Source organism: Mesorhizobium sp. B2-9-1 (assembly GCF_006439455.1).
Classification (GTDB): Bacteria; Pseudomonadota; Alphaproteobacteria; order Rhizobiales; family Rhizobiaceae; genus Mesorhizobium.
Genome location: NZ_VFTP01000021.1, coordinates 1 through 12729, shown reverse-complemented (window position 1 = coordinate 12729; position 12729 = coordinate 1). Strand labels below are relative to the sequence as shown.

The following is a 12729-nucleotide window of genomic DNA, read 5'->3' as shown; positions in this document are numbered from 1 at the left end:
GGGAGAGGTGGCTCGGCGAAGCCGAGACGGAGTGGGGGTCGACCAGCGCTACATTGGACAATGCATGCTCCAAGCTGCCATGCACGCTATCGCCAAAGATCAGCCGCTTGGAAATGGGTGCATGCCGTAGCCCACTCCGTGGGGCGAGGAATTGCGACCCCCTTGAACCATCACCAAAACTCCGTTGATCCATCATAATTTTGTGATGGTCTTGGGCGGTCCGCTGGGCCATAGCGTTGGCCATGGTCACCGCTACAGCCGATCTCGATCAGGATGCCAAGACCCGGCGCGGCTTTCTCTTGGCGCTCGGCGCTTATTTCCTCTGGGGGCTCTTGCCCTTCTACATGAAGGCGGTGGCGCATCTGCCGCTTGCCGAGGTGATCGCCAACCGCGTCGTCTGGTCGGTGCCGATCGCCGCGGCGGTGCTCATCTGGGCCGGCCGCACGGCAGACTTCAAGGCGGCGATCCGCTCGCCGAAAAGCCTTGCCATGGCGGCGCTGACGGCGGTGCTGATCTCGATCAACTGGGGCATCTATGTCTGGGCGATCGCGGTCGATCGCACTGTCGAGACCGCGCTTGGCTATTACATCAACCCGCTGGTCAGCGTCGTGGTCGGTGCAGTGCTGCTCGGCGAGCGGCTCGACAGGCTGCAGATCGCCGCGGTGGCGCTGGCCACGATCGCGGTGGCGGTGCTCACCATCGAGGCCGGCAAATTGCCCTGGGTGTCGCTGGCGCTCGCCTTCTCCTTCGCCGCCTACGGCTTCTTCCGCAAGACGCTGCCGATCGGCCCCAGCCAGGGCTTCCTGCTCGAAGTGCTGCTGCTGTCGGTGCCGGCGCTTTGCTACATCGTCTACCTGATCGCCACCGGCCAGGATCATTTCATCTCCAGCACCGGTGCCGACGCGGCCTTGCTGATCGGCTGCGGTCCCGTCACCGCAGTGCCGTTGCTGCTGTTTGCCTTCGGCGCCAGGCTGCTGCGCCTGTCCACCATCGGCATCATGCAATATATCGCGCCGACCATGGTGTTCCTGATCGCCGTGCTGATCTTCGATGAACCGTTCGGCACGACGCAGGCGATCGCCTTCGCGCTGATCTGGACGGCGCTGGCGATGTATAGCTGGTCGATGTTCAGGGGCCGTGAGCTTCGCTCGCCGGCGCCCGCGATAAAGTAACTTCCAGGGAAAGTTCGAGACAGTTTTCCGTCTAGGGTTGCATCAAACAGGGCAGGGTCCTGATGTACGTTCTGCATATTGGCAACAAGAACTATTCGTCCTGGTCGCTGCGGCCATGGTTGCTGATGCGCGTCCTCGACATTCCTTTCGAGGAGCGGTTGACGCCGTTCCCGAGCGGATCGAGTTTCGACCTCTACCGACAATTCTCGCCTAACGGCCGGGTACCCTGCCTTGTCGATGACGGCTGGACGGTCTGGGATTCGCTCTCGATCGTCGAATACCTGGCCGAACGCCACCAGGGCGTCTGGCCGGAGGACGCAAAAGCGCGTGCCTGGGCGCGCTCGGCCGCCGCCGAGATGCATTCGAGCTTCACCGCGATGCGCAATAACTGCCCGATGAGCTGCGGCGTGCGCGTCGCGCCATTGCCGATGTCCGGCGCGCTGAAGCACGACATCTTCCGCATGGGAGATTTGTGGAACGACGGTCTTGCGCGTTTCGGCGGACCTTTCCTGGCCGGCAACCGTTTCGGCGCCGTCGATGCATTCTTCGCTCCCATCGCGTTCAGGGCACAGTCCTACGGCCTGACTTTCGAAGGCGCGGCAGCTGCCTACCCGCAACGGCTGCTCGACCTGCCGGCCATGCGCGAATGGTACGCGTCCGCGCTTGCCGAGACGTGGCGCGAATCCGGCCATGACGCGGAGATCAGTGCAGCGGGCACCGTCGTCGAGGATTTGCGGGCAACCGCTTGAAGCGCTACACGCGCCCAAGCCGTCGCACGAACATATAGATGATGCCGGCGATGACGACCGAGATCGCCGTCACCACCCAGAATCCCAGCGGCGTGCCGACCAGCGGCAATCCGCCGACATTCATGCCGAACAGGCCGGAGATGATGGTCATCGGCAACAGCACCGCCGTCATGACGGAGAGGATATAGAGCAGCTGGTTCGACTGCTCGGTCAGCTTCGCCATCAGCTCGTCCTGCAACAGGCGTGTGCGCGCCTGCAACTGCTCGCCGTCGTGATGCAGCGTGTGCGCCCGGTGCGAGAGCCTGGTCGCCATGTCGTTGATGGGGTCGGGCAGTTCGTTGCGATGCGAATGGTCGAGATGGCGGAAGAGGCTGGTGAGCGTCGCCATCTGCCGGTGGATCAGCACCAGCTGCCGGCGTGCGTCGACCAGCGCCTGGCGCTCATTGTGCCATGCATCGCACACGATGCGATCCTCGATGCCGTCGAGCGTGTCGCCCATTTTGTCGAGCTCGGCCGCCATGCCGTCGAGCGACTGGCCCATCACCGCCTCGATCAGCTCGGCTGGTGTGCGGAATTTTCGCGTGCCGCTCTCCACCAGCTTGCGGATCTTGTCGACCGATTCCAGCGGCTGCTTGCGGGCGCCGACCAGCATCCTGTCGTTGAAGGCGAAGCGGAAATGCGTGAGCCCGCGCGCCTCGGCGAAATCGTGCCTGAGGTCGGGCAGGTCGCCATAGAGGAAGTCGTCCTCGAAATCGATCTGGCAGCCATGGCTGGGCGACAGGAAGGCATCGCGCACCGGCGCCGGCAGGGCCTGCTCGGCGCCGATCTCCTGGCGGGCGCGCATGTCGGTGATCTGGTAGCTGCGCCAGCTCCAATGCGCCTCCGCTGGATTCTTGGTGCGGCTGCCGTCGGCCTTGAAATGGTAGATGAAGAACAGCCCGTGCTCGTCCGGCAGATAGGGCGAGAGGTCGGTGCCTTCGGCGGGGAGGGCGATGTTCATGGCGGCTTCGCCGGCTCTTGATGCGGTCAGGGGTCGCGGGGACGGCTACGGCAAACCTACCATGGAGGTTGCCGCCTGGTGTGACAGTTTGATGACTGCAGCTGCTGTCACTCTCGGCAGGGCTGTCCTATCGTATGCTCGTTTGCTGAACACCCCGCGCGGCCGGCGGCGGTGCGGTCAAACGGCAGCTCGCTTCGTCCACCTATGCCGTGGCCAGCCATTTGCGCGATATGGCGAAGGTCCTGAAGGATTTTGCGTCCATCGGGCGCCCGAATGCGTAGCCTTGCAGGATGTCGCAGCCGAGGTCCTTCAGGATGCGCGCATGTTCCATCGTCTCGACGCCTTCCGCCACGACGCCGATGCCGAGCGATTTGCCGATTTCGATGATTGACGACACCAGCCGCCGCTGCGCCGCCGAACCGGTTATCGGCGTGACGAGCTGCCGGTCGATCTTGAGACGGCTCGGTTGCAGTTTGAGCAGGCTGACGACGGATGCATGGCCCGTGCCGAAATCGTCGATCTCGATGTCGATCCCGAGTTCCTTGATGTGCTCGATGTTCCAAGCGACAAGCTCGTCATTTTCGTCCAGGAAAATCGATTCGACGAGCTCGAATGAGACGGTTCCCTCCTTGATCGGCAGCTTGCGCAGGCCGTTGATCAGGTCTTTGTCCTCCAGCCTTCGTGCCGAGACGTTGACGGAAAAGCGCGGGATGTTGAGACCGTCGCGCGACCAGCACTGGAAATTCTCCAGCGTTTGTTCGAGGATCGTGCGGTCGATCAGCGAGACCACGTTCAATTCCTCGGCCACTTTGAGGAAGATGTCGGGGGCGAGGATGCCGCGTCGTGGATGGCGCCAGCGCGCCAGCGCCTCGACGCCGACGATCTCGAGGGTCTTGGCATCGAACTGTGCTTGGTAGTAGGCGATGAATTCGTTGCGCTCCAGCCCGCCCAGGATCTCGTCCGCGGTCTGCTTGGTCCTGACAATCTCGCTCTGCAGCTCTTCGTTGAAGAACTCATAACGATTGCGACCGCGGCTCTTGGCTCGATAGAGCGCGAGATCGGCATTGACCAGCAGCTGCTTTGCATCGACGCCGCTAAGCGCCGCAATCCCGATGCTGACCCCGAACCGGCATTGGTGGCCTTTATAGTCGACGGGCTGGCGCATTTCTTCGATGATACGGTCCGCTAGCGCGGCGAGTTCATTGTCATCGCGCCCCTGGCACACTACAACGAACTCGTCTCCGCCGATGCGCGCCACGAAGTCGCCTGCCCGGACGTTGGCTTTGATGACCTTCGAGGCATACATGAGCATGGCGTCGCCCGCCGCATGGCCGAGCGTGTCGTTGATGTGCTTGAAGCGGTCGAGGTCGAGATGCAGCAGCGCAGTGCGATCCTCGGGCGAATTGGCCAGCATCTCGTCGAGATAACGGCGATTGGGCAGGCCTGTTAGCGAATCGTGCAGCGCAACATGCTCGATGCGCGCCTTGGCGGTCTTGAGTTCGGCATTCTTCGATTCCGACAATTGCCGTTCACGCACCAGATTCTCGTTGAGCAGAACGTCGCTGGTCACGTCCCACTCGGCCCCGACCATCTTCGGCGTGCCGTCGCTGTCCTGGAAGTAGCTTGCACGCGCCCGCACATGGCGGACGGTGCCGTCTGGGCGAAGCAGTCGATACTGCGACGAGTAGGGACCTTTTGCAGCCACGGCAAGGTCGAACTCGCGCTGTGCCCGTGCGATATCCTCGGGGTGGATCGCCAGTGCCCAGTCGTCATAGCCGCGCGGCTTCCCATCCGCGGGCTTGCTGTAGATCTCATTGACGCGATCGTCCCACAGCAGCTCGTCGGTGACGAGGTCTTGCTCCCACACGCCGATCCCTGAAGCCTCCAGAGCCAGTTCCAGCCTCCCGGACAGGCGCCTCAATTCGGCATAGTTTTTCTGCCTTTCGCCGAACAGCCGTCCGGCCACCAGTATGGGCAGCACCACCAGCACAGCGGCGAGCGCCATGAGCGCCTGCAAGACCCGCTCGTTCTTCGGCACGGCCGGCCAACCACCCTTGGGGACTGCCGATATCTGCCAGGAACCGAACGGCAGCTGCACTTCTGCCGTTACCGGATTGTTCTTGACGATGTCGGCGCCACCGAAGAAGCGCTGGCCACCGCCGCCAAGCGCATCCATTCCGGTAAGCGCCACATCTATGTCGAGACCGGGGTCGGTGAGGCCGCTTGCGGCGTAGAGCCGATCGATATCGATAGCTGCCGAGACAAGGCCCCAGAAGCGATCGCCGCCCCCCGCTGTCGGCACGAAGACAGGAATCCGGCCGATGAAGGCGCGCCCGCCCTGCCTGAGGTCGACGGGACCGGCAAGCACCGATATGCGCTGGTCGCGCGCCCTAAGCGCCGCCAAGCGTTGCGCCTCGTTCTTGCGGTAGTCGAGCCCGATCGCCTTCTCGTTGCCCTCCATCGGATACATCAGCGAAATGACGAGATCGGGCGCGCCGCCAATGTTGCGCAGCTGCGATTTCTGCTTGAAGAGATTGGCGGCCAGCGAGGCAAATCTCTGCTGCCCCATATAGGGCTCGGTGACGATGGCCGAGACGAGGCCCTGAACCAGCTGGAGATTGCCGTTGATGTTTCCTTCCAGCTTGGCGCGGATGATATTGACCTTGTAGAGGACGTCGGCGCGCGTGAGTTGATCGGAAACCGTTTTGTTCTGCTGGTCGACGAAGATCGCGCAGATCATGAGCACGACGAAGGCAATCGCCGCCGGCACGTTGGCGGAAGAGAAAACGGCCTGCCTGATACGACCGATGTTGAAATTTGTCGCGGTCAATTCAACCCGAATAGCTTTCCTGGGCGACGCTCTGTCGATCGGAGGACGACGCGCCGTCGATCGGAGTTAAAGGAAAGTGCTTAAATTAGAACTTCCATGCCCGCCTCAAGTTGCGCCATTCGCGGCCTGGAGGCTTGCCTTGAGCCAACAAACTCAAGCCATGATTAACGCCGGCTAACCGGGCCGTTCATCGCGCAAAAATCGCGATCTTCCGTTGCCTCCAAAAAATTCTTTCCGCCCCCGGGAATAAAGCCGGGGCCCTCGGGGTCTTGGCTGTAGCGAGGCCATCCTCCCAAGGCACGCATCAACCAACCCGGAAGGAATACGCAAATGAACAGAACCGCCTTTGCCGCAGTCGCCATCCTGGTTGCCACCGGCAGCGCCTTTGCCGGCAGCGACCACTTCTCCTGGACGAATGGCGGCCAGCAGGCTGCCGTCGTCGACACCACCACCACCGCTTCCATCGTGAGGCCCGAAATGGCCCGCCACGCCATGAAGCCGGCGGCCAGGATTGCTGCGGAAGAGCCCGGCCAGGGCATTTGGGGTCACTAAGCAGGAGTCGGGACCACAGGTCCCGATCCCAGGCGGGACCGAAGGTCCTCGCCCAGGAGTCAGAACCGCAGGTCCCGATCCCAGGCGGGACCGAAGGTCCTCGCTCCGGAGCTCGGGGCGAAGGGTTCTGATCGCGGCGGGGAAGGCACGCCTCGCCGGGTCGGAAACCAGAAGTCCTGATCTCCTCGGCGCCGGTCGGTCTTCAGTCGGACCGGTCGGTGCCGGTTTCCGCAGTCTCGGCGGAGGGCAGCACCGAGCCCTCCGCCATTCTCTCATACCGCATGAAACTTGAAACAACCCGCAGCCATTAGAGGAGATTTCCGATGTTCAACATGACGCGTCGCATGGTGCTGGGATCCGCCGCGGCCGCTGCCGCCTTCGGCATTGCCGGCAAGCTGGAATTCGCGCCCGCGGCTTACGCCGAAACCCCGGTCGAGCCGCTGGTAGGCTTCTACAAATACAAGGTCGGCTCGCTCGAAGTCACCGCGGTCTATGACGGCATCTGGCGCAAGCCGCACGACCCGGCGTTCATCAAGGACGTGTCGGTCGACGACACCAAGGCGGCGCTCGCCAAGGCGGGGCTGACCACGGAATTCATGCCGATCCCGCTCACCGTCGTGGTGCTCAAGATGAACGGCCGCACCATCATGATGGACGCCGGCTCCGGCGTGGGCCAATGGCAGGCCAACGCCACGCATCTGCCGGCCAACATGAAGGCGGCCGGCATCGACTACAAGGCGATCGACACTGTTCTGATCTCGCATTTCCATCCGGACCATGTCTGGGGCCTGATGGAAAAGGGCACCAACAATCCGGTGTTCCCGAATGCCGAGCTGATCGTCAACGCCACTGAGTACAATTGGTGGACCGATCCGAGCCGGCTGGCCAAGCTGCCCGAGGGCCGCAAGCCGGCGGGCAAGCGCATCGTCGAGAACTTCCCGAAATGGAAGAACTGGAAGCTGGTCGACGACGGCACTGAAGCGGTGCCCGGCATCCGCATCATGGCGGCGCCCGGCCACACGCCCGGCCATTCCGTCTACCATGTCGATGCCAGCTCCGAGCAGTTCCTCGTCTCGGCCGACACCATGTACGTGCCGGCGCTGCTCGCCCCGCATCCCGAATGGCAGGGCGCCTACGACCAGGACGGGCCGATGGCGATCGCCACGCGCCACAAGATCGTCGACCAGGTGATCGCCGACAACGTCCGCATCTGCGGCTCCCACTTCCCGTTCCCCGGCACAGGCAGCTTCGTCAAGGACGGCAATGCCTACGCTTTCACCCCAACCCAGATCTGAATCGGATCCTGAACAGAAAGCGACAACTACAATGAAACACGCACTTTTCGCGGTGCTCGGTGCCATTGCGGTCTTGACGGCGGCCCCGATCGCCATCGCCGTTCCGGCCTATGCCGTGGACGACATCGAAGGCGCCGACGCGCCGGACCTGACGGCGGTGAAAGCCAAGATCGAGGCCAAGGACTACAAGGGCGCGCTTGCCGACCTGCGCGACCTCGCGCAGGACACCCAGCAGGCCGACGTCTACAACCTGCTCGGCTTCACGCTGCGCAAGACCGGCGACTACCAGACCTCGCTCACCTACTACACCAAGGCGCTGGAGCTTCAGCCCGACCACAAGGCCGCGCATGAATATTTGGGCGAGCTCTATATCGAGACCGGCGACATGGCCAAGGCCAACCAGCAGCTCGCCTCGCTGCAAAAGCTCTGCCCGGCCGGCTGCGAGGAGCTTGCCGACCTCAAGCAGGCGATCGCCACCAAGGTGACGAAGTAGCTCAGCCTGTTCCTCGCCCCCACAACGTGGGGCAGAGGTGGCCGCGAAGCGGCCGGAGAGGGGGCCTGGCACCGATCTGGCCCCCATAGGTACCGATTTTTGGGCGCCACGGCGGTAGCGCCCGAAAACCGGAGCCGGCGTTCCTCTCCCTCGCGCCGGCTCCGACCTTTCAACATCGAGCGCACCTGCGTGGACACGGGCGACCGCCCATTTTCCAAACTGCCTGTTTCCAAAGACTGGAGCCGACCATGACACCGATCGAACTCGCCGAAAAACTTCACGCCAGCGACGTCGTCCTGCTTGCCGGCCGGCTGCTGTTGTCGCTGATCTTCGTGCATGAGGGTCTGCAGCTGGCGACGCATTTCGAGGGTGCTGAGAAGGCGATGGCCGCGCTCGGCGTCAGCACGCCGCTGCTTTTGGCCACCATCGCGTTGCAGCTTGGCGCCGGCCTTTCGGTGGCGCTCGGCATCCTGGCGCGGCTGGGCGCGATCGGGCTCGGCCTGTTCTGCCTGATGACAGCCGGCCTCTTCCACACCAACTTCGCCAGCCAGAACGAGTTGCTGCATTTTGAGAAGGACTTGGCCATTGCCGGCGGCATGTTCATCCTGGCGCTCAGCGGCGCGGGTGGGCTGTCGGTGGACAGGGTGCTGGCTGGGTTCTCGAAGGATACCAAGATTCACCCGCCCGTCGAGCGGCATCTGTCAGTGGGGGAGACGAGCCCGCCGGTTTGAAGCGCGGGTCCGCGTGATGTGAGGGCGGCCTTACAACACGCTCGTGATCCCGCCATCCACCAGCAGCGTCTGCCCGGTCACGAAGCTCGCCGCATCCGAAGCCAGGAACACCGCCGCGCCCGCCAGTTCCGCGACATCGCCCCAGCGCCGCATCGGCGTGCGGCCGGCGAGCCAGGTGGAGAATTTCTCGTCGGCAACCAATGCTGCATTCAGCTCGGTCTTGAAATAGCCCGGCGCGATGGCATTGACGCGCACGCCATGCTGGCCCCATTCGCCGGCCATCGACTTGGTCAGCATGGTGATGGCGCCCTTGCTTGCCGCGTAAGGCGCGATCGAGGGCCGGGCGAGCGCGCTCTGCACCGACGACACGTTGATGATCACGCCCTTGCCGCGCGCAATCATCCCTTTGACCGTCGCGCGGCTGACCTTGAACACGCCGTCGAGATTGGTCGCCATCAGCGCATCCCAGTCGGCGTCGGAAAAGGTCTCGAGCGGCGCGCGGCGCTGGATGCCGGCATTGTTGACCAATATGTCGATCGGCGCGGTGCCGGCTTCGCTCGCCGCGATTGCCGCGTCGACCGACTGCGTGTCGGTGACGTCGATAACCGCCTCCGCCACCGTATGGCCTTCGGCGCGCAAACGGTCGCCGGCGGCCTTCAGCTCGTCGGCCTTGCGGCCGCCGATGGTGACGCGCGCGCCCGCGGCAGCCAACGCCTCCGCAAAGGCTAGGCCCAACCCGCGGCTGGCGCCGGTGACGAAGGCATGCCGGCCTTCGAGGCCGAAGAGGCGGCCGAGATAATCAGTCGAACGCAATTTGCACCTTCATCGATTGCGGTTTGTCGCTGGCCAGCGCGAAGGCCTTGTGGGCCCCGGCCAACGGCAAGGTGTTGCCGAGCAGGGGCGCCGGAATTCTTCCTCTCACAGCTAGCAGCAAAGCCCGGCTCCATTCAACCGATTCATCTGATAAATCGGACTAACAATCGGGCTGTGCCGCATTGGCAATTAGTCGGTGCGGTATGGCGTGGTCTATCATCGTGGGGGATATGTCATAAACTGTCCCCGAATTGCTTGCGCACCGGCGCAAGGCGCCCCTCCCTGTGCAGTTGACTGAGATGGAGCTAATACTTGGCTTGATTTCACGCGAGAATTGCTTGCGGTCGTCGCAGGCTTATGGGGGAACGATGCTTAAATGGGGTGCAATCCTGGGTGTGATCGGCTTTCTCGGTGGCTTCGTCGGCCCGGTCATCTTCACGCCGGAGGCAAACCAGGGTCCGCTGCTCGGCATCTTCATCACCGGCCCGCTGGGCTTCGTCCTCGGTCTCATAGTGGGCTTTGTCCTGCGGTTGCTGCCGGATCGCCGCTAGGCTTCGGCTGGCGGTCCGTTGGCCCGCGGAACGCTATCCGTGCCGTCCCGCCAGCGTAGCCCGAGGCGCTGAGGCGCATTCCGCAAGGCTGCGGCTGGCCCTGCGCCGGCTTTTATGCGCTGCTCATTCTCGCCGCGGCATTCCAGATCTGGCGCCGGCTTCAGCGCGACGAGCCCGACCAAGCGCGATCCGCGGGGATGCGGCTGGCGCTGCTCGTCGCGCTTCCTGCGATGGCCTGGCTGTCGGTGAACGCGATGCAGGACGCTTGGCCGTGAGGCATCTAGGCTAGGTCGCAACAAACTGGCAGGATGGCTCGATCAACGCGATTTGGGGCGATCGCATGACTTTGCTTCAATTTCCGGTCACCGGCGAACAGGTCTCGGACGATGAGACGGAAGAGGTCATCCGCGAGGCGGAACCGCATCGCGCGCTGGTACGCTACCGCCCCGATGGCGGCGAGCTCTTCATCCATACGCGGGTGAACATGGCGCTGCTGCGGGCCGCCGCCTCGCTGCCGATCCTGCGCCTGAAGCCCACGCCGCGCGCAGACGAGTTGACGGCGCGTGACACTCTGCTGACGCCCAACGGGTCGCAGCGAAGCTACGCTTTCCTCGAAAAGCTTTGCCAGGATCTGGCTACTGCAAACTGCCCAGCCTGTTATATCGCCGAACAGCATGGCGCGGGCGGCCGCGATTTCTATTTTACGACCGAAGACATCGCCGGTTTCGAACAGATAGCTGGCAACGCCGCCGAGGCGCTGGCCTTTCCGCTCACGCTGGAACAGCATTCGCTTGCCGCGCTGGCGCCGCTCATCCTTCCCGCCGAGGCGATAGGCGACCTCCGGCTGGAAATCGCCGCGAATGCCCGCATCCGGCCGACACGCTTCGAGTTCTGGGGCGCCGAGTCTTCTCTGGCGAAGCTGCGCGCCGAGCTTGAAAAGCGCGGCTACCGCTTCTTGAGTCTGGAGATAGTCTCGCGTGAGCTCAGGATGGCGAAGGACGTGCCGATCGACGGCGAGGGTTTCGGCTCCGTGCTGAAGGAAATCGTTCCGCTGGCAAGGTCGCTGCAATGCAGCTATCGCGGTACCGAGACCGTCGAGGGCCACGAACAGTTCCTGCTCACCCGCCCTCTGCCCGAGCGCTACAGCGGCGCGCGCCCGGGCATTTTCAGTCGTCTTTTCGGTCGCGGGTAGGCGCTGTCAGGTGGGCCGCCGCAGCTGCTTCACCGCTTCGGTCCAAAACCCGGATAAGGGTTGAGCGGCACGATCGCCGCGATGTCCATCATGCCGGCCTCGATCAGCGGCAGCATGGCAAGGTGGCCGCGCACCTCCTTTTCGTCTGCCGCCTCGAACATCATGCCGCTGCCGGGAACATCGCCGCGGTTCCAGATCTGGCGCACGGCGCCTTGGACGTAGAGCGTCTTGCGCTGCTCGGACTCGGGCGGCAGCAGCGGCGCGAAATCGGCATCACTGAACTTCTGGGTGTTGCGGGTGAGAAGGGCAAAGAACTGCATGGCGATCTCCTTTGTGGCCGGTTGGTGCCTCGAAATATCGCACTGGGATATCAAGACCGTCCAAGACTGATTAAGCTATAGTTGAGACCTGACAGGACTTGAGCCCCGGAGCGGAAAATGCTCGACCTACGCCAGATCAGATATTTCGTCGCCGTCGCCGAAGCCGGCAATGTCGGCCGCGCCGCCGAGCAGTTGCACATCTCGCAATCCCCCTTGAGCCGGCAGATCATCCAGCTCGAGGAGCAATTGGGGGTCACCCTGTTCGAGCGGGCGAAGCAGCGCGTTCACCTTAACGCCGAGGGCAGGGCCTTCCTTGCCGAAGCCCGCGGGTTGCTCGCCAATGCGGCGCGGCTGGAAGAGCTCGGCCGCAACCTTGCCAGCGGCGCCACAGGCAGCCTCGCCATCGGCTATGTCGAGGGCGCGGTGCATTCCGGATTGGTCGCAGACATGCTGCGGGATTTCCGCCGCGCGCGGCCGGATTTTCATCTGCAGTTGCGTAGCCGGCGGACGGCGGCGCAGTTCGAAGATCTGAGGCAGCGCGTCCTCGACCTCGGTTTCGTCTATGCGCCGGCGCCGCAAGGCGATCCGGATATTGAGAGCATATTGGTGCGGCGCGAACCGCTGGTGCTTGCAGTCCCGGAAGGCGATCCGCTCGCCGATGTCGCCGACATCGCGCCCGGCCATCTCAACGGCCGCGTTTGGATCACAGTCGTGCGCCAGCCCGGCGACACCAACCGCGCGCAATTCCTGGCGGCCTGCGCCGAATCCGGTTTCATGCCCGATATCGCCTATGAGACCGCCGATCCCTTGACCTCGCTTGGCCTTGTCAGCGCCGGCATGGGCCTGGCGACGGTACAGGAAAGCCTGCGCTCCACAGCGCCGCCCGGCATCGTCTTCCGCGACCTACCATGGTTCAAGCGCAGCGTGTCGATCCATCTGGCATGGCGGCGGAATGATGGGAGGGCGGTGATTGGGGATTTGAGGGACGCGGTAAGTAGGGGAGTAGGGGAGTAGGGGAGTAGGGTAGTAGG

The 12729-nt window shown here is 63.6% G+C and carries 13 protein-coding genes; 9 read left to right on the top strand and 4 right to left on the bottom strand.

What is annotated here, in order from left to right; genetic code table 11:
• Positions 1 to 242: 242 nt before the first annotated feature.
• Together rarD and FJW05_RS24430 are read left to right on the top strand one after the other, a co-directional pair.
• Entirely contained in the window at positions 243 to 1172 is a 930-nt protein-coding gene (gene rarD, locus FJW05_RS24435; protein ID WP_140636390.1) for an EamA family transporter RarD, read from the top strand.
• 62 nt (positions 1173 to 1234) lie between these two features.
• Positions 1235 to 1921, top strand: coding sequence for a glutathione S-transferase family protein (locus tag FJW05_RS24430; protein WP_140636388.1), 687 nt, complete (start codon positions 1235 to 1237; stop codon positions 1919 to 1921).
• A gap of 4 nt (positions 1922 to 1925) precedes the next feature.
• Here FJW05_RS24430 and FJW05_RS24425 read toward each other — a convergent pair whose 3' ends face one another.
• Positions 1926 to 2921, bottom strand: coding sequence for a transporter (locus tag FJW05_RS24425; protein ID WP_140636386.1), 996 nt, complete (start codon positions 2919 to 2921; stop codon positions 1926 to 1928).
• A gap of 202 nt (positions 2922 to 3123) precedes the next feature.
• A complete protein-coding gene (locus FJW05_RS24420; RefSeq protein ID WP_246673629.1) occupies positions 3124 to 5661 on the bottom strand; it encodes an EAL domain-containing protein in 2538 nt (845 codons plus the stop codon).
• A 420-nt stretch (positions 5662 to 6081) separates the two neighbouring features.
• On the opposite strand from FJW05_RS24420, the gene FJW05_RS24415 reads away from it, so the two are divergent.
• The 4 genes from FJW05_RS24415 (at position 6082) to FJW05_RS24400 (ending at position 8822) form a co-directional block, all read left to right on the top strand.
• Positions 6082 to 6303, top strand: coding sequence for a DUF680 domain-containing protein (locus FJW05_RS24415; protein WP_140636382.1), 222 nt, complete (start codon positions 6082 to 6084; stop codon positions 6301 to 6303).
• Between the two features lie 323 nt (positions 6304 to 6626).
• Positions 6627 to 7598, top strand: a complete 972-nt coding sequence (locus tag FJW05_RS24410; protein WP_140636380.1) for an MBL fold metallo-hydrolase — start codon at positions 6627 to 6629, stop codon at positions 7596 to 7598.
• Between the two features lie 31 nt (positions 7599 to 7629).
• A complete protein-coding gene (locus FJW05_RS24405; protein ID WP_140636378.1) occupies positions 7630 to 8091 on the top strand; it encodes a tetratricopeptide repeat protein in 462 nt (153 codons plus the stop codon).
• A gap of 248 nt (positions 8092 to 8339) precedes the next feature.
• Entirely contained in the window at positions 8340 to 8822 is a 483-nt protein-coding gene (locus FJW05_RS24400) for a DoxX family protein (RefSeq protein ID WP_140636376.1), read from the top strand.
• Between the two features lie 30 nt (positions 8823 to 8852).
• On the opposite strand, the gene FJW05_RS24395 is transcribed toward FJW05_RS24400, so the two are convergent.
• Positions 8853 to 9635, bottom strand: coding sequence for a glucose 1-dehydrogenase (locus FJW05_RS24395; protein WP_140636374.1), 783 nt, complete (start codon positions 9633 to 9635; stop codon positions 8853 to 8855).
• A 368-nt stretch (positions 9636 to 10003) separates the two neighbouring features.
• Between FJW05_RS24395 and FJW05_RS24390 the strand changes: the two genes are divergently transcribed.
• Together FJW05_RS24390 and FJW05_RS24385 are read left to right on the top strand one after the other, a co-directional pair.
• Positions 10004 to 10186, top strand: a complete 183-nt coding sequence (locus tag FJW05_RS24390) for a hypothetical protein (RefSeq protein WP_140636372.1) — start codon at positions 10004 to 10006, stop codon at positions 10184 to 10186.
• A gap of 484 nt (positions 10187 to 10670) precedes the next feature.
• Positions 10671 to 11378, top strand: coding sequence for a hypothetical protein (locus FJW05_RS24385; RefSeq protein ID WP_140636370.1), 708 nt, complete (start codon positions 10671 to 10673; stop codon positions 11376 to 11378).
• A 29-nt stretch (positions 11379 to 11407) separates the two neighbouring features.
• Here the strand turns inward: FJW05_RS24385 and FJW05_RS24380 are convergent, their stop codons facing one another.
• Entirely contained in the window at positions 11408 to 11698 is a 291-nt protein-coding gene (locus FJW05_RS24380) for a muconolactone Delta-isomerase family protein (RefSeq protein ID WP_140636368.1), read from the bottom strand.
• Between the two features lie 117 nt (positions 11699 to 11815).
• Here FJW05_RS24380 and FJW05_RS24375 point away from each other — a divergent pair, with 117 nt between their 5' ends.
• Positions 11816 to 12712, top strand: coding sequence for a LysR substrate-binding domain-containing protein (locus tag FJW05_RS24375; RefSeq protein ID WP_140636366.1), 897 nt, complete (start codon positions 11816 to 11818; stop codon positions 12710 to 12712).
• The last annotated feature ends 17 nt before the right edge of the window (positions 12713 to 12729 follow it).